Source organism: Pseudomonas sp. 65/3-MNA-CIBAN-0223, assembly GCF_040310425.1.
Taxonomy (GTDB): Bacteria; Pseudomonadota; Gammaproteobacteria; order Pseudomonadales; family Pseudomonadaceae; genus Aquipseudomonas; species Aquipseudomonas gregormendelii.
The window spans coordinates 122770-143102 of sequence record NZ_JBEOPV010000002.1 but is presented as its reverse complement, the minus strand read 5'-3'; the positions used below and the strand labels follow the sequence as shown (position 1 = coordinate 143102).

The following is a 20333-nucleotide window of genomic DNA, read 5'->3' as shown; positions in this document are numbered from 1 at the left end:
ATGCGCCCCGTTGCCCAGATAGCTCAGTCGGTAGAGCAGGGGATTGAAAATCCCCGTGTCGGCGGTTCGATTCCGTCTCTGGGCACCAAATACCGAAAACCCTGAATCGCAAGATTCAGGGTTTTTTTATGCCTGCGATTTGACCGGCGCAGCCGTGATGTACTTTCCTGCACACCCCGGCCTCGGCCTGGATTGTCCAACCGCCGCCCGAAGACTATCGTTGTCAGCTACCCGCAATGGTAAGACGCCGATGAATCTGCAGGACATGCCGTCACTGGCACCCAGCCACATCGAGTTACCGCTGCCCGCGTTCGCGCCCGGCGAACCCTTCAAGGAACCCGCTGCAGACGGTTTTATCCTCGGCGGCTTTACCTGGCGCCATGCTTCCCATGACAGCGCGCGCCCGGTCGTGATCATCAACGCCGCCACTTCCGTGCGCTGCCGCCACTACGCGCGGTTTGCCGACTATCTGCATGCCAACGGCTTCGACGTGATCACCTATGATTACCGCGGCATCGGGGATTCACGCCCCGCTTCGATGAAAGGCCTGAGGGCGTCATGGTCCGACTGGGGCACCCTGGACTTCGAGGCGATGCTCAAGCGCGCCCAGCGCGAATTCCCCGGCCAACCCATCGATGTGGTGGCTCACAGCTTTGGCGGCTGTGCAGCGGGCCTGGGAGCCTCGGGGCCGGTGATTCGTCGCCTGGTGACGGTGGGTGCGCAATTCGCTTACTGGCGCGACTATGCGCCCGCCCATCGCTGGCGCATGTTGGGCAAGTGGCACCTGGTGATGCCGTTGCTGACGATGCTGTACGGTTACTTCCCCGGCAAGCGCCTGGGCTGGCTGGAAGACACCCCTGCCGGCGTCGTCCGGGACTGGAGCACACCCACCGCCCGTTACGAAAGGCGCCCCAGCGGCCGCGACCTGCATGTGAAAACCTTTGCGGCAGTCAAGGCGCAAGTCCTGGCCATCAGCATCAGCGACGACCCCTATGGCACAATTCCCGCCATAGAACGCCTGCTCGGCTACTTCACCCACTGCCGCAAAACCCATTTGCGCATCGCACCTGAAGACATCGATCAGACAGACGTGGGACATTTCGCCTTTTTTCGCAGCGCATACCAAGCCACACTATGGCCCATTGCATTGTCCTGGCTGCAAAGCGGCGAACTGGCCCCCGGCACTCCGGGGCGGCTAGTGCCACGCAGCTGACTGATGCGCCCACTCAACGCAATACGGAACGACGCCCATGGCCTCCGCCAACAAGCAGCAAAAACGCGCCACCCGCGCCAAAGACAAGGCCAAGCAGAACCGTACCCAGCGAGCGGCTGCGCCGGTGGAGCTGGACCCGAACGACGATCGCATCGATTTTGACTCGGTGGACCTGACCGAACTGTTCAAGGAAATGCTCGACGCGCAGAAAATCAGCCAGCAAGCGATGTGCACGGCCTTCCTCGAACACCCGCTGCTCGCCCTGGTGCTGGAACAGGAAGGCGAGGAGATCGCCACTGACTTCATCATCGGCGCGCTGATCGAGTATCGCCAATGGTCCACCGAAACCGACGAAGCCGGCGCCCTGGCGTGGATCGAATCCCCCGCCTTCCAGGTTGATTACGTGGCAGCCTCCGACGCCATCGCCGCCCAAAACCCACAGACACCCAACTGAGTTCCCATGGCCTCCCTGAACAAGCAGCAGAAACGCGCCAAGCGCGCAAAAATCAAAGCCAAGCAAATTAACATCCACGGCCGCAAACCCGCAGCGCTGGATGATGACCTGGGCGAACCGGGCGAGCCGATCCCGGAATACACCCTGGCGATGTTCAGCAAGATGCACGACGCCGAAGCAGTCGGCCGCAACGACATGCTGCAGGTACTGCTGTCGGAGCTCGCGGTTATAATCTCGGACCATCCCGACCTGCTCGACATGGAAAACGCCGACAACGAAGCCATGGCCGCCACCCACCTGGCCGCCGACATGCTGCTCGACTACCGCATGTGGGCCGACGGCATGGACCGCGAAACCGCCCAGGCCTGGCTCACCGAGCCGCAGTTCATCACCGACTTCGGTCATGCACTGGACCAATACCGCCAGGCGCTGGATGCGCAGGAAGAAAAGGGCGAGTAACCCGCTGCGCCCTGAAACAAAAACGGCCGCCTGTCATCCCTGACAGCGGCCGTTTTGCGTTACCCGCTACTTATCAGTTCAGCACTGCAGCGCCCAGCTTCTGCTGCTTGCGACGGCGCGCCACGAACAGCCCGGCGGCTACCACCAGCACGCTGAGCAAGCCGGTCGCGAGGATCTCCACGCGATGGGCTTCCTGGAACAGCATGATCGTCAGCACGCCAACGATGAACACGATGACCGCGTAGGTCAGGCCCGGGAACAGCCACATGCGGAAGGCGATTTTCTCGCCGGCGATTGCGCGCTGCTTGCGCATGCGCAATTGCGACACCGCGATGACCAGGTACACCAGCAAGGCGATTGCGCCGGAGCTGGCCAGCAGGAATTCGAACACCGCAGCAGGCGCTACGTAGTTGGCGAATACCGCGAGGAACGCAGCAGCCGTCGACAGCACCACGGCCCAGTACGGCGTGCCGCTGCCGTTGGTGCGCTTGGACACCGCCGGCGCATCGCCGCGCTTGCCCAGGGAGAACATCATGCGCGAGGCGGTGTACAGCGCCGAGTTCAGGCAGCTGGTCACCGCAACCAGGACCACGATATCGACGATCATCTTGGCGTTTGGAATGCCCATGCGCTCAAGAACGGTCTGGTAGGAACCCACGCTGGCCAGGACTGGATCGTTCCATGGCACCAGGGATACCACGATGAAGATCGACACCAGGTAGAACAAGCCGATCCGCCAGATCACCGAATTGGTGGCCTTGGAAATTTGCTGGCCCGGGTTCTTCGATTCTGCGGCGGCAATGGTCACGATCTCGGTGCCCATGAACGAGAACATGGTGGTCAGAATAGCCGCCAGTACTGCGCCCATACCGTTAGGCATGAAGCCCTGGGTGTCGAACAGGTGGGACACACCACTGACCTGACTGGTCGGCAGGAAGCCGAAAATCGCCAGGATACCGAGCACCACGAAACCGACAATCGCAATGACCTTGATCAGCGCGAACCAGAATTCGAACTCACCGTAATTCTTCACACTGAACAGGTTGGTCGCCGTCAGCAACAGCGTGATGATCAGCGTAAACGCCCAGATCGCTATATTCGGGAACCAGGCGTGCAGGATGGTCGCCGCGGCGTTGGCCTCCAGCGGTATCACCAGCACCCAGAACCACCAGTACAGCCAGCCGATGGTGAAGCCGGCCCAATGACCGATCGCCCGATCGGCGTAGGTCGAAAATGAACCGGTGTCCGGTGAAGCAACCGCCATCTCACCCAGCATGCGCATCACCAGTACCACCAGGGTACCGGCGGCGGCGTAGGCCAGCAGCACGGCCGGGCCTGCTGCAGCAATGGCATGACCGGAACCGACGAACAGCCCGGCACCGATAACCCCGGCGATCGACAGCATGGTCACATGACGCGGTTTGAGCCCCTGTTCGAGGCCATTGGAACTTGGGGTACTGCTCATTGAAACTACCTTTGTAAGGAAAAGCGAAAGCATTGAGCTCGACGTTTGTTCTCTCTCGTAAAAAGAAACCAACGGGGCGTTCCTTATTCTGCACGCAATAATTGCGCCAAAATGTTACGAACTCCCAAGACCCGGGGCTCTCCGCCTGACCGGACAGTCATCGCAAGTGCTTGAGATTAATGGCAATTTGCCAGAGCGTTACCCTGCGACTCACTTTCAGGACGATTTGCCGCACCAGAAACACAACAAAAAATGCCCGTCGCACAATAAAAGTGCAGATCAGGAACGTTTGTCCGGTTAACGCTTCCAACCCCCCGGCAAAGCTGGCAACATCGCGCCTTTTTTTACGGCAGGACGTCGTTTTTCCATCGCCGGGCAGGTTCAAACACCTGTTCGTTTGATAGCAGCGCGACAGTCTGCTGTGACGATGCGACAACCTGCCACATGACATCCGTTTACTGCCCGTAGCGCTGTTGGCTGCCATTCAGACGCTATGCTAGCTTGGCCGCCTCGCCAGGAAGGCCGCCAACAGCAGGAGCAACACACTATGAGGAACGCACATGGCTGAGGCCACGCCCGCGCTTGAAATCCGCAACCTGCATAAACGCTACGGTTCGCTGGAGGTGCTCAAAGGCATCTCGCTGACCGCCCGCGACGGCGATGTGATCTCGATCCTGGGCTCCTCCGGTTCCGGCAAGTCCACGTTCCTTCGTTGCATCAACCTGCTGGAAAACCCGCACCAGGGCCAGATCCTGGTGGCCGGTGAAGAACTCAAGCTCAAGGCCGCCAAGAACGGCGAACTGGTCGCTGCCGATGGCAAGCAGATCAATCGCCTGCGCAGCGAGATTGGTTTTGTGTTTCAAAACTTTAATCTGTGGCCGCACATGAGCGTGCTCGACAACATCATCGAAGCGCCGCGCCGGGTGCTCGGGCAAAGCAAGGCCGAAGCCACCGAAGTCGCCGAAGCCTTGCTGGCCAAGGTCGGCATCGCGGACAAGCGCCACGCCTACCCCGCCGAACTGTCCGGCGGCCAGCAGCAACGCGCGGCTATCGCCCGCACGCTGGCGATGCAGCCCAAGGTGATTCTGTTCGACGAGCCCACCTCCGCCCTTGACCCGGAAATGGTCCAGGAAGTACTTAATGTCATCCGCGCATTGGCCGAGGAAGGCCGTACCATGCTGCTGGTCACCCACGAAATGGGCTTTGCCCGCCAGGTGTCCAGCGAAGTGGTGTTCCTTCACCAAGGCCTGGTAGAAGAGCAAGGATCGCCACAGCAGGTGTTCGAAAACCCGCTTTCGGCGCGCTGCAAACAATTCATGTCCAGCAACCGCTAACGGAGCTACAGCATGCAGAACTACAAAAAGGTCTTCCTGGCTGCCGCCGTCACCCTGGCGTTCAGCGCCGGTGCCATGGCCGAAACCTTGAAGATGGGCATCGAAGCGGCCTACCCGCCGTTCAACAACAAGGATGCCAGCGGTAACGTGGTCGGCTTCGACAAGGAAATCGGCGACGCCCTGTGCGCCAAGATGAAAGTCGAGTGCACCGTGGTGACCTCCGACTGGGACGGGATCATTCCGGCCCTGAACGCCAAGAAATTCGATTTCCTGATCTCCTCGATGTCGATCACCGACGAGCGCAAGCAGGCGGTGGACTTCACCGACCCGTACTACAGCAACAAGCTGCAATTCATCGCCCCGAAAGACAAAGACTTCAAGACTGACAAGGCTTCACTGCAAGGCAAAGTGATCGGCGCACAACGTGCGACCCTCGCCGGCACCTGGATGGAAGACAACATGGAAGGCGTTGAAGTCAAACTCTACGACACCCAGGAAAACGCCTACCTTGACCTGACCTCCGGTCGTCTGGACGGCATCCTGGCGGACAAGTACGTCAACTACGAGTGGCTCAAAAGCGACGCCGGCCGTTCTTACGAGTTCAAGGGTGACCCGGTAGAAGAAAGCGACAAGATCGGTATCGCTGTACGTAAAGGCGACCCGGTCCGCGAGAAGCTGAACGCCGCACTGAAAGAGATCGTTGCCGACGGCACCTACAAGAAGATCAACGACAAGTACTTCCCTTTCAGCATCTATTGATTCTGACTTGCCTAGCAGGCGCCGTTCGCTAACGGCGCCCGCCCCTGGCATTGCCTGCCGCGATTTGAAAAGAAATCCATGACTATCGATCTCTACGGATTCGGCCCGGCGCTCGCCGCTGGCGCGCTGATGACTGTGAAACTGGCACTCTCGGCCCTGTGCCTGGGGCTGGTGCTCGGTCTGCTCGGCGCCTTGGCCAAGACTTCCCCGTACAAGCCGTTGCAATGGCTTGGCGGCACTTATTCGACCCTGGTGCGTGGCATCCCGGAATTGCTCTGGGTGCTGTTGATCTACTTCGGTACGGTCAACCTGATGCGCGAACTGGGCGAGTTCTTCGGCAACCCCGACCTGGAACTCAACGCCTTCGCCGCTGGCGTGATTGCCCTTGGCCTGTGCTTCGGCGCCTACGCCACGGAAGTATTCCGCGGCGCGATCCTGGCCATCCCCAAAGGCCACCGTGAAGCGGGCGTGGCCCTGGGCCTGTCGAAATTTCGCATCTTCACCAAGCTGATCATGCCGCAGATGTGGCGCATCGCCCTGCCGGGCCTTGGCAACCTGTTCATGATCCTGATGAAGGACACGGCGCTGGTGTCCGTGATCGGCCTGGAAGAAATCATGCGCCATGCGCAAATCGGCGTCACCGTCTCCAAGCAACCGTTCACCTTTTATATGGTGGCCGCGTTCATGTACCTGGGCCTGACGATTCTCGCCATGACCGGCATGCACTTCATGGAAAAACGCGCCGGTCGCGGGTTCGCAAGGAGCACCCAATGAACTGGGAAGTCATCATCAAGTGGCTGCCGAAGCTCGCCCAGGGCGCGACCCTGACGCTGGAGCTGGTGGCCATCGCCGTGATTGCCGGTTTGTTGCTGGCCATTCCGCTGGGCATCGCCCGGTCATCGCGCCTGTGGTACGTGCGCGCATTCCCCTACGCCTACATCTTCTTTTTCCGTGGCACGCCGCTGCTGGTCCAGCTGTTCCTGGTCTATTACGGCCTGGCGCAGTTTGATGCGGTGCGCAACAGCTCGATGTGGCCCTACCTGCGCGATCCGTTCTGGTGCGCCACCGCGACCATGACCCTGCACACCGCCGCCTACATCGCGGAAATCCTGCGCGGTTCGATCCAGGCGATTCCCAAGGGTGAAATCGAAGCTGCCCGGGCGCTGGGCATGTCCCGGGCCAAGGCGATGTTCTACATCATCCTGCCCCGCGCCGCGCGCATCGGCCTGCCGGCCTACAGCAACGAAGTCATCCTGATGCTCAAGGCCAGCGCCCTGGCCAGCACCGTGACCTTGCTTGAGCTGACCGGGATGGCCCGCACCATCATTGCCCGGACCTACCTGCCGGTGGAGATCTTCTTCGCGGCGGGCATGTTCTACCTGCTGATGGCCTTCGTTCTGGTGCGCGCCTTCAAGCTGCTGGAGCGCTGGCTGCGCGTCGATGCCTGCCAAGGGCGTTGATAGCCCAGTGCTGACGGGCGAGGCCCTGCTCGCCCGCTTCGCCGCGCTGGATGCTTTTCTGATTGAGCATCAAGCGCTGTGGAAGCCGCGACCGTTCACCCATCTGCAACTTCCCTGGGAAGCGTCCTGCCCGCAACTGGCGCAGTGGCTGCGCGGCCGTTCACTGGAAGAGGCTGAACTCGCCCACAACCATCCCGCCCTGCTGGACGCACCCGAGCCTTTCGCTTCGCTGGCCGCACAGTCGCTGCAACTCAGCGCCATTGGCGAACTGCCGGCCCATGCGCTGGAAGAGGCCGGGCACCGCCTGAATGTCGATGTGCCGGGGCGCAAATGGCAGCAGATCGAAGCGTTTGCCAGCCGCCTGGAATTCACCCAGCCGTCCAAACACTGGCTCGACTGGTGTGCCGGCAAAGGACACCTGGGCCGACGCCTGTTGCAGGCCGGCCAGCAACTCACCTGCCTGGAATACGACCCGGCACTGGTCGCCAGCGGCCAGGCACTCAGCCAGCGCCATCACCTGCACGCCCTGCATGTTGAACAGGATGTGCTCGCCGCCGAAGCCGCAAGCCTGCTGCACTGCGGGCATACCCCAGTCGCGCTGCACGCTTGCGGAGACCTGCACGTCAGGCTGATCCAGCTCGCCAGCGCCGCAGGCTGCAAGCAGCTGGCTGTCGCACCCTGCTGCTACAACCGGATCAGTCTCACAGCCCATCAGGCGCTTTCCTCACCGGGCCAGCAATCCAGCCTGCAGCTGTCCCTGGATGACCTGGCGCTGCCTGCCAGCGAAACCGTCACCGCCGGCGCCCGGGTCCGCCATCAGCGCGACACCTCCATGGCCCGCCGCCTGTGCTTCGACCTGCTGCAAAGGCAACTGCGCGGAGTCGATCAATACCTGCCCACGCCATCTCTGCCCAGCGCCTGGCTGGATAAACCCTTCGCCGAGTACTGCCATCACCTGGCCGCGCTCAAAAACTTATCCACAATCGGGGCCCAGGACTGGCCCGCCCTGGAGGCCGCCGGCTGGCAACGCCTGGCACAGGTGCGCAACCTTGAGCTGTTGCGCGTGCTTTTCCGACGCCCGCTGGAGCTTTGGCTGGTGCTCGACAGGGCCATTTACCTCTCCGAGCAGGGTTACACCATTCGCCTCGGAACCTTCTGCGAAAGCCCCCTCACTCCGCGTAATCTGCTGATCCTGGGCGAGCGCTGCTGAAGCACCCGGCCTGTGGATAACTCTGTTGATGGAATTATCCTGGATCCAATGTATACAGCTGTTTCCTTCCTGAAACACCTGTGTTCATTTTTCGTACGCATGGATAAAAAACCATTAAAACAGGCATTTGCGGGCGAATGAGAACGGGTCCACAAAATCGGTAATGAGCAGTAACGGCCATCACGCCCGTTGTGCATAAGCAATTCGGGAAAACGACATAACCGCCGAATACGGGACAACGCCCGCAGGCATTTGCGCCCCGACCGCGACCCTTGCTATACAGGCAAACAAAGCGCCGACACTGCGGCCGTTAACAATAAAAACAAAACACAGGACTCGACTCGTGACGTTCATTTCCTACGCACAGAACTTCGAAGACATCCGCCTGTGGCGCGCCCTCAGAACCGTCGAAAACGGCTTCTACATCGACGTAGGCGCCAACGATCCCGTCCACGACTCGGTCACCAAGGCTTTTTATGACCACGGCTGGACCGGCATCAACGTCGAGCCTGTCGCCAATTACCACCAGGCCCTGTGCGAACAACGTCCCAAAGACACCAACCTGCAATGTGTCGCCGGCGAAAACGCCCAGGACCTGACCTTCTACAGCATCGCCGACACCGGCCTGTCGACACTCGAACCCAGCGTCGCCCAACAGCGCAAAGACGCCGGCATGGACGTGCGCAGCCACACCGTGCAATCGCGCACACTGACCTCCATCTGCGAGCAGCACGCCCAAGGCAAGCCCATCCACTTCCTGAAAATCGACGTCGAAGGCCACGAAGAAACCGTGCTGCGCGGCATAGACTTCAGCCAGTGGCGCCCCTGGATCATCCTCATCGAGACCCCATGGGAGCGCAACCAGACCTGGGAAACCCTGCTCACCGACGCCGGCTACCAGTCCATCCTGTTCGACGGCCTCAACACCTACTACCTCGCCGAAGAACACCTGAACCTCAAACCCGCCTTCGACATCCCGCCCTGCAACCTGGACAACTTCCAGCTCTGCCGCGGCCACACATTCAGCCACCCCCTCAGCGACGCCGACCAACACCTCGCCGCCGCTCTACAACGCGCCGAACAGGCCGAAGCGCAACTGCACGCCATCCAAAACAGCCGCACCTGGAAAGCCCTGCACAAACTCCGAACAGCACTGCGCCGCGCCTGACCCAAGGCCCGCGCAAAAATAGTCTGAATTCAGGGGTTTACAGAACCATTCCAATCGCTATAATCGTCGCCCAACACGCCGGTATAGCTCAGTTGGTAGAGCAACTGACTTGTAATCAGTAGGTCCCGGGTTCGACTCCTGGTGCCGGCACCATACAAAACGAAGCCCCTGCAGAAATGCAGGGGCTTTGTTGTTTCTGGGTCGCTTACTTTTTGCCTACACCTGAAAGAAACCTCAGGGGCCTGACTGCTCGGGACTACCCGCAAAGGAAAACCTGTGGGAGCGAGCTTGCTCGCGATGAGGCCGCCAGCCTCACTGTAGATATCCAGTCATAACTATCTTGCTGCCCCTTCCCCCATCTAACCGCCTCGCTGTTCGACTGGCGCGCGACAATTCTTCAGCGGTCTGTATGCCATCTATGATGTTCATTACATTGTCCGCTGGAATCGCTGTATCCCGCTCTACATCTGCAGAAGCGCACAATGAGCATTCCGCTGACTTCCCGCTTGATCCATCCAACGAGCCATTCTTTGGGGAAATAAACTCGCCAGGACGAGCCCTGCTGCCTATACCCCCCCACCAGTCGCAACCGAAACATTGCTGACGGTCAGCACCGGCAGAAATCGACCCATAGCAACCCCTCGCGAAAGGCAGCAATCGGCCAGATGCGGCCATTCACTTTCGGCTGTGAATTCAACCGGTCGATGCAACAGATTAGCCAAATCGCACCAGCGCTAATACTCAAAGGCCTGCAACAAGAAATATCGGCGAAAGCCGGCAAACTTTGAAAATTCAAACGAAAGGCAGCACTAACCCCCCAATGCTCCGGAAACTATGAGCCTTCAAAATTTAGGCTCACCCGACTCTGTGTGACCAGCCCGATGTTGGCGTTGAGGTGTCACACGAACAGGTAGCACTGTCGTTTGCAAAACCACAGCCTTGATGTCATGAACCTCTATCGACTCTAGTTCAAGTCGAAGTGAGGGCTCCCGGTGCTCTGGCTGCCGTAGAGACTCCAGATGGGCGTCAAAATCGAAAAACAATGGCAGCATCGGAACTGATCCGCCTAGTTCCTCTATAGTTTCGGTGTTGATTTCGTACTCTGGGTGACGGACATCGAACTCATAGTCAATGTCCTCAATGGATGCAGAAACGACCTTCCTTCCTGTTTTAGCCAGCGGCTCGACCAGAGCTGCTTTATGAAACAGAACCACGTTTACGCCTTTGCCATCTTGAACGGAGGGGAACAAGATCCCGTCGAGCTCAGGCTCCGACATGCCGGCTAAATAATCTGCAACAGCCTGTGTGGTCAGGTACTCACGCTCTTGCTCACCCGGCATGACGGGAACAGTCAATCGATCAGTCAACGTCGACAGAAACCCAATACGCTGTTTCTCTTCCGCATAGCTCGGATCAAAGAGGCTTCCCTTGAAACTGATCGTCTTAAGGGCTCTCAGATCGAGCAGGTGGAGTGGCCGGATGATCGAAAATTTCGCCACAACTACATTGCTGCCTACCACTGGCCGGATCTCAGACAATGCAGAGTGGGCTTGTTCAGACCCATAGAAAACGGAGATACCTGAAGCATTCATGCGGCCGGCACGCGCGTATTTCCCCGGAGGTGGGCCCAGCTCGCCTACAGGGCTTTCGAGTGCTTTCTTCAGGTCTAAGGAGGACTGAAATTCACGGGCCCTATAAAGAGCTTCCAGAGCAGTACTTGGGCCTACTTGGACGACGGCTACGTCTAGTGTTCGAAATTGCATCTGGTGCAGGTTGTTGAAAACCGACTTGAGGACATCGAGCACCTCCTGATTGAAGAATCGCACCTCATTTTTCAGGGCTACTTCAAGCCTTTGCCATTTCCGATCCCAGTCTCTGTGGGAGTGAGCTTTGAGCTCATAGAATGAGGTGTGGGCGAACTCAGTCTCTCCTTCGTCCGGATCACCCGGCCGACGGCAGTCAAATCGATCAGAAAGGAGCTCTAGAATGTCCGCGGCGATACAGTCGGCTGCGCAGAGTAATTCGGCGACGACGCCTTGGACGGGCTCACCCTCACGCTCCCAGTTATAGTCCGACTCCTTATCACGTAACCAGGCACTTTGATAATCGTCGGGGCCGTCCGGGGTCATGGAGTAGTGCTGCTCAATTGCGGTCTGTACCCGTCCGGCAATTTCGACGATTGAGAGGCAGGGAGTTTCGATCTCCGCGCAGTAATCGCAGGTGGCTGGAATCCCCTCAACCTCAATTTGGCCGGAGAGGTACTTCTCGCCTATGCACTCATGGCAAACCTGTTTTTCTGGCAGATCACCTAAATGAGCGAATTCACCACGCATACCTCAACCTCCCCCGACTTGAACGTATCTGTAAAGTGTACACCGCGTGACGGTTACACCGGGGTCATCACGCCGTGTTGAGGGTGGGTGATCGGCCAAAAGTTGCGCATTATTGCGGGTGGCGACAGGCAACAATCGGCCAGGAGCGGTTGTTGAGTTGCTGCACTTTTGGAGAACTTCACTATTTTATCGCCTCATATATGAAAGAGCCAACAACAGATCCTGTCGCGCCTAGCACTATAGCCGTGAGTCCGGAGATTGCTAGCGACCATACGGGATGCTGCCTTATGAAGTCTGTCATCCTGTAGAAAAGATCTTTTTGTATTCTGTTTATTTCGGACTGACATTTTTCGATAGTTTCACTGGAGACTTTTTCTTGTCGACTCCGCTCCACACAACTTGAACAAAGGATTGGCTTGTGGCATGAATGCGTGATATCAGTCTTTATGCCATTCATATCAAAAATACAACCGCGCGTCTCATCGTGGGTAAAGCTAGTGCTCTCTGCGTTTGTGGGTATACGGTCTCCGCTTCTTTTGTATAGGAGCAAGTATGCGTAGAAAAGACGATAGATAGCATTTTCTAGTGGGATGTTTGAGAGTCCAAGTATGTCTTTGATTTCGTGAAGCGAAAACACCACTCTGTTGGATGTAAGACGCCGCGTGTACCAGTTGCCTTCAATTGGTACGTTGACTATCGACACCAAAAAGTCCCCATTGAAATTTGTAGGTAGGACGTTCTCCAGAGCCGCATCTGTGAACTCCCAATCATCGCCGTCAGATTGACAGTTCAGGGAATAGTTCTCAATTTCGCCAATCACTTCAAATATTGAAGAATTCCACTCCTTAAGCTTTCTCTTTTGGAATTCCGCAGGCATATGCCCAATTGTTGCCACGGTTATTTTGATTTTTGACACTGCCACTCCTTAGCGACGCGTAACTATGCTTAAGCACAAAATTATCTGTGATTGACCGAGCGGGGCAGTGGGCGAAATTCTTACTTCACTCTTCATCCCTTACCGGTAAAGCCTTCCAGCATTATGATAGAAGTATGCAAAGGTATATACAATGAGTGGACATCCCTATTATTCGTTCTGGTAGGTTCACGGATGGAGGCGATCATATGGCCAAACGCGTTGCGAAAACAGCCGGCTAGTCCCCATAAGCATTGCAGATGCTTCCTTTTTCGGCTGCTGTGCCCCATCATCGACAGCTACGGGTCGAAAATGGACTTTGATCCGTTGTAAGCTCGTTTGCTCCCTAGTACCCCATGCAGGAAAGCCTACAAGTTCAACCTATTGATTTACAATGAATACTGTGCTTACCAGCATGCAAAGAATACGATTTTTTGTGCCGATACAAACGGATATCCGGGGCTGTATCGGGGGTTTGCGCACGTAGTAGACGGCATGCAAGAATCTCGAAAAAACCAGGGCCTCTGCAGGACGCGAAAATGAGCTCTCACCTAAAGCACTCTAAAGATAATCTTGCAGCGGCCGAGCAGGCGATTTCCTCAATGATGCAAGCACCGTCGTTCGCGCATTATGAATCAGAATGGCGGGAATACCTTGGCCATATCGAGAAAGTATGGATCAAGACGGAGCGAGCCTGTGTCTCCTTCCAGGCAAAATTCCAGCCGTGGCAGGGTAGATTCCAAGCCCTTCGAAAAAAAGACATGCTGCTACGATATTTGAAAGCTGCGAGAGATGCAGATAACCATTCCATCCAAGATCTGGCGAGTATTCAAGCCGGTTATCGGTCCATCGGGTTTGCGGATTCAACAGGTGGGCATATTGAAAATTTGACCATCTCCAACGGTGAGATAGTCCAATACTCCGGTGACCCTATAGTCATTACTGACGTTCCACCACGACCAGTGGCGCTGCCTGTGAAAAATAACGGTGCTTGGTACAACCCGCCGACTACTCATTTGGGGAAACCTATTAGTACAGCGCACCCAACCGACCTTGCTATGATGGGTTTGGCATTTTATAACGGATTTATTTTGGAAGTAGAACAAACCTTTTTTATTTAATAAACCACTGTTGCTCCCGCCCCCATTGGGTGTGGGACTAATTGCGCACCATGATGTCTAGGTGACCCCGAGGCTAATACAAGCTATTAACACGCAAGGGACAAAGTATTAGATCTAGAGCGGTATAAAACAACCATATCATCCTATAAGAGTTAATGACTTAGTGTTGTATATTCCTACAGTAATCCACCCTACCTTGCGTTCTGTCGGCCGAACCCCAACGAGCCCCCTCCCGCACAGACCACTTTCCCAGATGCTGCGCTGCTTTCCTCACGGAGGATTCGCGATGCCAAACCCAGATCTGATGCCTACGCTCTGGGTTGAGCAGCGACGCTCGGCAAAAGTCGCTCGTAATGTATAAATTGGCGCTCATCTCAGATGCGAATGGACAAAAACAATGCTCAAAGCCCAACCGAATGAGAGGATCGCGACTCCCGAGGTGAAGCTGAGCATCAGAGGATGTTTCCACACGGCGCTAACCCTCCAGCCCGATGACTCAACAAATGTTCTTATGCTGGAGCAATTACCACGCCAGCAGTTACATTCGGCGCCAGGCGTCGTTCCACGCAGATCAAATGGACCTTGAGGAGCTACGCCTCTATTGTTTTATGGAAAAGTCCCCCAATAGCGGGTCACTTTCCGAATATCTGGTGCTGATTGCCTTAAAAGATCATCGATAATTAAATCTCCTGCAGCGGGGATTTTGCGCACAGGATTTCCGGCCCCTGGCGACGATGCACGCTTTTCCTACGCCTTACCCTGTTACGCTGCTTCCATCCGCGAAGGAATCGCGATGCCCAACTAAGACCTGCTCCCTTCCCTGCTCTACAAGATCAACGAAAACCAGCTTTCCCTCCAAGCCGCCATCATGGAGCTGACGATATGGGTCGAGCAGCGTGGCTCAGCAGAAGTCGCCGGCAATGTCCGCAGCGCTCTGCAGACGATCGACAGGAACGAAGAGTTCATCAAGATGACATTGGCCGTGCCAATGACCCCAGAATGACTCCAAACAGCCAGAAGCAGCCATTCAGAACGTCTACAGAATTAAGGGCAATTCACCAAGTAGGTCGGAACGAGACCGCCAACGGGACCGCGATATTGACTATCTAGTCGTCTAAACCTAGATCTGAATCCAGCCACCGCATTCTGGCGATACCGAAATCCATACCATTTGAAAGCAATTCACCTGCCATGCCCAAAAAATTAAATCTACCTTCTCTCGTTGACGCATTCTTGTTCACAGTCGAAAATCCTTCGCCCTCTACGCCAATGGAATGAGCAAGACATGAAGTCCTCTACGACCGTCTATGACGTTTTTACACCAACTACACCTGCAAAAGCTTCCTTTATCGAGAGGGAAGATATAAATGACAAGTTAGTAGATGCGCTCAGAACTCCTGGGACACAAATTGTCGTCTATGGGTACTCGGGGTCGGGAAAATCCACTCTACTAAGAAACAAACTACGCCAACTATACGAGCATGAAGTAACCACAAGGTGTACCTCGGCATCTAGTTTTGATCAACTTATGCTTAGTGCCTTTGATGACTTGGATGCATATTATATTTCTGAGCTTCAAGCGAAAGATACAGCAACCATTTCTGCATCCGCTAAAACTACGCTAGCTTCAATCAGAAGCGAATTGTCTGTTACCGCTTCATCCTCATCCGAAAATTCCGCAAAGAAAACAAGGATCTTGCCACCGCAATTAACAGCTCAGAATCTCGCCAAGCTCATGGGGGAAGCGAACTGCTGCTGGGTTCTTGAAGACTTTCATAAAATTGAAGAATCTGAGCGTACGAAACTTTCGCAAACCATGAAAGTGTTCATGGACATGGCCGACGACTACAGAACTGTAAAAGTCATTGCTGTTGGCGCAGTTGACTCCGCAAGACAGGTTGTCCAGTATGATCCAGAAATGCGTACACGCATTGCGGAAATCCATGTCCCGCTTATGGAACCATATGAACTTCAGAGCATAATAAATCTAGGCACAAAAATTCTCAAAATTGCTTTCAGTCCGAGCCTTACGAATAAAATAAGCCATTATGCTAATGGGCTACCAGCAATCTGTCATACCTTGTGCTTAAATGTGTGCCAGCAAAATGATATATATGAAGAAGCTAGCGCGCCCATTACACTTACAGCCGAAGAGCTTGAGCCCGCACTAAAGAAATATCTATCTAACTCCTCTGATACTTTAAAAATGGCATTTGAGGCTTCACTCAAACAAAATCGCAAGAGTAAGTACAACCACCCTAAGCTTATAATCCATGCGCTCGCACAGCTTTCACAGGACGGAGCAACCAAAGATGAAATACTTCGCAAAATTAATAAGGTAGAACCTTCTTATTCATCTAAAAGCTTCGTCGGAGGAATGGAGAAGCTATGTAAAGCTCTTCGAACACCTCTGGTAAGGTTTGATGATAACTCAGGAAAATATTCATTTATCGATCCTTTGTACAGATCATTTGCACTAGCCCTTAATTCTGAAGAACCAAAAACCAGCTTTGAAGTAAATATCAACAGCTTACTTGAAGTTCTCACCAAGAGCTACAACAATACTAGGAGGCGACACAAATGATGGACATTTATATCAGCACGGCTTATCAGCCTACAAACACAAATCAAAAAAATTAACATAAAATCATGATACTTAAAGCAATCAATTTCTTCAGAAATTCTCAAAATCAACATTTGGCCACGTGGATTCAAACTCTATCAGTGATTACGGGCGTGATAATCGCATTATTTCAGCTTTCGTCAGCCTTACAAGAAAGCGATTATAAAAAAGGAGAACAGTATCTGAAATTCGAAACCGAGTTTTCATCAGAAGTAGGTCGATCAATGGGTTTGATACACGAATACTATGCCAATAGGAACTCGTTGCCCGACGATAAATACAGTGAATTGTATCCGGTTGAAAAGCTTATCAAGACCAAAAGCTCCATCGAGGATTTTGTCTCGCGATTAAGCAACTGCGGTGTTTTCAGAGTATGTCCACCTGATAATGTCGATAACTTTGTCTGTTCGATCTCACAGGCCATGTATGTTGATCTCTCTAAGAGCATCACATGGCCATCAACATGGAAAATTGAATTTTCCGAACCGGTTTTCTATGAAATGAAAATCGATGAGCACTGCGGGCTGAAGGAACGAATTAAATTTTGGTACTTGAGGTAAACTTCACTTAAAGTAATAAAAAGTAGAACCCAGCAAGTGAACTATATCATGGATAACACAAGCACTACCTTGTCTTTACGCGAAGCTTTTGCGCACTCACAGTATGGATCACGAATGACCGCCCTTGGCCGATTGCTTCCTATCGCTATGGGCAAACATCGGGCAATGACGCCTTCACGCGCAGCGGAACGGCGGATTGGGAAGCCGCTACGCGGAACGAGCCAGCGGATGCCGGGCTAGTTTCCCCGTCTAAAGCCGACTATTGGCCGAAGCAGCCGCTAAAAGGAAATACACGGCTGATCACCCTTTAAGTTTTTATTCGAGAAATCTTATGTCAAATTTTGTGGATGGTGAGTTGTTAATCTTGAGATATATCCCAGCTGTTGGCTTCAGAGATGAGTTTCTCAGCGTAGCCTATTAAGCTTTCGAGAGTGTCCCATTGGAGTCCTTTGGTTGGATAGCTGATTGGGTATTTCCCTTGTAGCGCGTCACTAAGTAATAATTCCAATACACCCAATTCTGATGAGAGCATTAGCCTAGAGGGGCTGTATTCGTGCCAATCCGACCGTTTTTTTTCTTCCAGTAGTCGCGACCTTGCTTTATGAGCCTCCCAGTTTACTTTGCCGACTATTGCGTCTATCGATAGCTGTTCGGATGTCCGCGAAAGATCCTCCAGGCTTGTAAGAGTTATGTTGGAGCTGCGAGCAGAAAGTATGGCCCCTGACTGAAATCCAACTTCCGAAAGCAATATTCCCCTGTCAGCGCCTACATCTTGCACAATGGCGGAAAGAGCCATAACTTTCTCTTTTGGTATATTCCTCTTCCATGCTTTACACTCCACAATCCATTTGAAATTCACTCCACCGAATATTCCTGACGCAAGAACATCAATATTGTGAATACCACGTGCTCCATGTATTTTGCATTCGATCTCGGTTTTCAGACCTAATGTAATAAAAAAATCCGCAGCCTTTTGTTGATATTCAGCCCAGTGCATTAAAGCTCCTCGGAGTGGTGAATGATTGAGTTTATTGAGCTGTTGCATCATCCCATCTCACGTAATCCCGAAGGCTGCTAGGGTGGCATAGGAGCCCAGTTGAGAGGACCAGGTTCCGCAAATTAGGCAGTACCCTCCCTGAGCTGCGTGTGATTACGGCGCTCTGTGAGTCCTATCGTACAGCCCCCCATTACCGCATCCTTTGAGCGAGGCAGATGCCTCAACTTTAGCAGATTTAGCAGACTGGCCCTGAACCAGCCTTGGTCGAGTGCGCGCCTAGTCTCGGCCGTTTCTAGCCAGTAGACACAGCCGGAAGCCGGCCAAAAGCACTCATTCAGCGTCAAGATGGCTAAGGGGGGGGGAAGGTCGTAAAGAAATATGCTATACGGATTGAATTTTATCGTGAACATAATTGACGCGGAGCTGATCGGTTGTCAAAAGACGATTGTCTAAGCGAAAAATTCAGTTTTGGCTTTCGGCCGGCACATACAAGGACAAAAAATGACCGTTAAAGCATTTGCCACACAGCTTTTAACTTCTGTCAAAGAAGTTAAAATCAGCAGCGAATCGATTAATTGCGATAACCTTATCTTATACCTTGAAAAGGTTATAGCCACCGAGCCCGGCGATCTCAGCCCAGATCAGATAGAAAATCTCAAAGCGCAGCTCCAACTTATGGTTGAAAGAGAGAAAAGCAATCATGCTTCCGATCTTGAAATGTTTCGTACGGTTATTCAGTCTGGGCAAAATGCTGTTAAAACAGCTCTTTTAATGAATGGTGGTGCATCAGTTGCCCTACTTGCATTTATTGGCAAGCTCACTGAGGAACAGCATTCTCGAATCCCCGCATTTACCGATTCTTTGGCAATCTTCGTATGCGGTGTATTTGCTATAGTTGTTTCATCAGGTTCCACCTATCTGAGTCAGTGGTTTTACGCCGAGACAGAAAGCTGGAAACAACGTACTGGCCTTTTCTTTAACATCGTTGCAATATTGCTAGGCCTGATTTCTTACGGTCTTTTTGTATGGGGAATGCGCAGCGCTTACGCCGCATTTTTAGCATTCACATAAAAATTATTAAAAATTAATCTCCCTGAATTCCTAAGCGATTCCGACTGGCCGCTCCAGGCCGATTGCTGACTGTCGCGAAGCCTAAAAACGCTTTAATGCAGCCGCCGCAATGGCTAATAGGCTTACTCCTAATCCGAAAAACACTGTAATCAGGCACGAAACCGGTCGAATAATTTCCTCAGAAATACATCGCCTGCCATAGAGCCTGAAAGCAAGTAATGCCCAGACCAATTGTCCCAACCCGACGCAAGGCTGAACTCAGCACACTGGAAATCGTGGTGCATTTTTTCACTAACACTTGTGACGGGCGAGCCTACGCGTCAAGGCCATCGATGAGCCAAAAGGAGCGCAGATGACCTCATCCTGCGAATTTCAGAAATCAGTCCAACGTTGTCTGTGGTTGCAGGGGGAGGAACGCTCGCGATACCCTTCCGCCGTCGCTGCAAATTCAGCGACCGGGTGTGAGAGCCCGAATCAATCAAGGCGCAAAGCGCCCCAAAACCTATCGTCGCGTTTTTTTCGTGCGCGATATGGCTTTATGGCGGCTGTGCGTGGGAGACCTTCGGGTCTGCCGGTTGCCTTGATTGCCGGTTTCTCACCCCGCGCACGGCTGTCACCCAAGCCCGTGAGAAGGCTCGTGGCAGCTCCTCAAATCAAGGAGTTGGATAGTGCGCACCATCAAACCTTACGAAGTTTGGCTTCCCCCTCTACGCAGTTCCCAGTTGCGTAACGCCCCACCACCCACCCTTCCCGACTGCTTCTCCCAAGTCGGAGGTGGCAAATGACCGATAATCCAGAACTCAAAACCATCGGCTTCACCCCCGCGATCTACCTCGGTAATCAAGCGATGTTTCACGTCATTGGTGGAGTGCCCATTGCCGATGCGTTATCGATGGCTTCGGATTTTCTCTGCCTTGCCAAGTCGCTGACTGAGGATGCGGCTTATGCGAAGGGCAATGGGCGGCATGCTTGGGCTGCGCATTATCTGGTGGCTATGGGTAAGGCGTTGGTTGATGATTCGGTGAAGGTTTTGATGCGGGAGCGGGGGATTCTGGGGGTTAGTCAAAGGTGGACTTGCGATGGTGCTGGGTCATTTGGGTTTGTTGTGGATGATCTGGCGCTATCGCGGGCAAGCCTTGCTCCGACAGAGGTAGTTCCCAATGGAGGTATTCCAGAGGGGGGTAGCATCTAAA

The 20333-nt window shown here is 54.1% G+C and carries 18 protein-coding genes, 2 tRNA genes and 1 pseudogene; 16 read left to right on the top strand and 5 right to left on the bottom strand.

The window, feature by feature from the left end; translation table 11 throughout:
* The first annotated feature begins 12 nt into the window (after positions 1-12).
* From AAEZ09_RS02290 to AAEZ09_RS02275, 4 genes are all read left to right on the top strand, one after another.
* Positions 13-88, top strand: a tRNA-Phe gene (locus AAEZ09_RS02290).
* Between the two features lie 162 nt (positions 89-250).
* Positions 251-1213 carry an alpha/beta hydrolase family protein gene (locus AAEZ09_RS02285; protein ID WP_350597969.1) on the top strand — a complete coding sequence of 321 codons (963 nt, stop codon included), beginning with the start codon at positions 251-253 and terminating at the stop codon, positions 1211-1213.
* A 37-nt stretch (positions 1214-1250) separates the two neighbouring features.
* Positions 1251-1667: a hypothetical protein gene (locus AAEZ09_RS02280; protein WP_350597967.1), complete on the top strand. Its 417-nt coding sequence runs from the start codon at positions 1251-1253 to the stop codon at positions 1665-1667.
* A 6-nt stretch (positions 1668-1673) separates the two neighbouring features.
* Complete coding sequence (locus AAEZ09_RS02275) at positions 1674-2126, top strand: hypothetical protein (protein WP_045062014.1); 453 nt, start codon at positions 1674-1676, stop codon at positions 2124-2126.
* Positions 2127-2199: 73 nt separating this feature from the next.
* Here AAEZ09_RS02275 and gabP read toward each other — a convergent pair whose 3' ends face one another.
* Both gabP and AAEZ09_RS02265 read right to left on the bottom strand, forming a co-directional pair.
* The gene (gene gabP, locus AAEZ09_RS02270) at positions 2200-3591 is read right to left on the bottom strand and encodes a GABA permease (protein WP_350597964.1); all 1392 of its coding nucleotides are present in this window, start codon (positions 3589-3591) and stop codon (positions 2200-2202) included.
* Positions 3592-3748: 157 nt separating this feature from the next.
* Positions 3749-3976, bottom strand: a complete 228-nt coding sequence (locus AAEZ09_RS02265) for a hypothetical protein (protein ID WP_152644325.1) — start codon at positions 3974-3976, stop codon at positions 3749-3751.
* A 175-nt stretch (positions 3977-4151) separates the two neighbouring features.
* On the opposite strand from AAEZ09_RS02265, the gene AAEZ09_RS02260 reads away from it, so the two are divergent.
* From AAEZ09_RS02260 to AAEZ09_RS02230, 7 genes are all read left to right on the top strand, one after another.
* Positions 4152-4925, top strand: a complete 774-nt coding sequence (locus AAEZ09_RS02260) for an ABC transporter ATP-binding protein (protein ID WP_247292342.1) — start codon at positions 4152-4154, stop codon at positions 4923-4925.
* Between the two features lie 12 nt (positions 4926-4937).
* Positions 4938-5684, top strand: a complete 747-nt coding sequence (locus tag AAEZ09_RS02255; protein ID WP_045062019.1) for an ABC transporter substrate-binding protein — start codon at positions 4938-4940, stop codon at positions 5682-5684.
* A gap of 78 nt (positions 5685-5762) precedes the next feature.
* Complete coding sequence (locus AAEZ09_RS02250) at positions 5763-6458, top strand: ABC transporter permease (RefSeq protein ID WP_350597962.1); 696 nt, start codon at positions 5763-5765, stop codon at positions 6456-6458.
* Positions 6455-7144 (top strand): ABC transporter permease, encoded by a 690-nt coding sequence (locus tag AAEZ09_RS02245; protein WP_045062021.1) that lies wholly within the window; start codon positions 6455-6457, stop codon positions 7142-7144. Before AAEZ09_RS02250 ends, AAEZ09_RS02245 begins: the two co-directional genes overlap by 4 nt.
* Positions 7125-8354: a methyltransferase gene (locus tag AAEZ09_RS02240; RefSeq protein WP_350597959.1), complete on the top strand. Its 1230-nt coding sequence runs from the start codon at positions 7125-7127 to the stop codon at positions 8352-8354. Before AAEZ09_RS02245 ends, AAEZ09_RS02240 begins: the two co-directional genes overlap by 20 nt.
* Positions 8355-8697: 343 nt before the next feature.
* Positions 8698-9522 carry an FkbM family methyltransferase gene (locus tag AAEZ09_RS02235; protein WP_350597958.1) on the top strand — a complete coding sequence of 275 codons (825 nt, stop codon included), beginning with the start codon at positions 8698-8700 and terminating at the stop codon, positions 9520-9522.
* A 77-nt stretch (positions 9523-9599) separates the two neighbouring features.
* Positions 9600-9675 (top strand) — tRNA-Thr (locus AAEZ09_RS02230).
* Positions 9676-10364: 689 nt separating this feature from the next.
* Here AAEZ09_RS02230 and AAEZ09_RS02225 read toward each other — a convergent pair.
* Positions 10365-11855: an RES family NAD+ phosphorylase gene (locus AAEZ09_RS02225; protein ID WP_350597956.1), complete on the bottom strand. Its 1491-nt coding sequence runs from the start codon at positions 11853-11855 to the stop codon at positions 10365-10367.
* Positions 11856-12036: 181 nt separating this feature from the next.
* Positions 12037-12771, bottom strand: a complete 735-nt coding sequence (locus AAEZ09_RS02220; RefSeq protein ID WP_350597954.1) for an RNA-binding protein — start codon at positions 12769-12771, stop codon at positions 12037-12039.
* A gap of 536 nt (positions 12772-13307) precedes the next feature.
* Between AAEZ09_RS02220 and AAEZ09_RS02215 the strand changes: the two genes are divergently transcribed.
* The 3 genes from AAEZ09_RS02215 (at position 13308) to AAEZ09_RS02205 (ending at position 16473) form a co-directional block, all read left to right on the top strand.
* A complete protein-coding gene (locus AAEZ09_RS02215; protein ID WP_350597952.1) occupies positions 13308-13889 on the top strand; it encodes a hypothetical protein in 582 nt (193 codons plus the stop codon).
* Positions 13890-14697: 808 nt separating this feature from the next.
* The gene (locus tag AAEZ09_RS02210) at positions 14698-14892 is read left to right on the top strand and encodes a hypothetical protein (RefSeq protein WP_350598116.1); all 195 of its coding nucleotides are present in this window, start codon (positions 14698-14700) and stop codon (positions 14890-14892) included.
* 282 nt (positions 14893-15174) lie between these two features.
* A complete protein-coding gene (locus AAEZ09_RS02205) occupies positions 15175-16473 on the top strand; it encodes an ATP-binding protein (protein WP_350597950.1) in 1299 nt (432 codons plus the stop codon).
* Between the two features lie 957 nt (positions 16474-17430).
* Here AAEZ09_RS02205 and AAEZ09_RS02200 read toward each other — a convergent pair.
* Positions 17431-18069: a restriction endonuclease gene (locus tag AAEZ09_RS02200; protein ID WP_350597949.1), complete on the bottom strand. Its 639-nt coding sequence runs from the start codon at positions 18067-18069 to the stop codon at positions 17431-17433.
* Positions 18070-18570: 501 nt separating this feature from the next.
* On the opposite strand from AAEZ09_RS02200, the gene AAEZ09_RS02195 reads away from it, so the two are divergent.
* Together AAEZ09_RS02195 and AAEZ09_RS02190 are read left to right on the top strand one after the other, a co-directional pair.
* Positions 18571-19140 carry a hypothetical protein gene (locus AAEZ09_RS02195; RefSeq protein ID WP_350597947.1) on the top strand — a complete coding sequence of 190 codons (570 nt, stop codon included), beginning with the start codon at positions 18571-18573 and terminating at the stop codon, positions 19138-19140.
* Positions 19141-19921: 781 nt separating this feature from the next.
* Positions 19922-20209, top strand: a pseudogene (locus tag AAEZ09_RS02190) (DUF3077 domain-containing protein); the annotation flags it as partial.
* Positions 20210-20333: the final 124 nt, after the last annotated feature.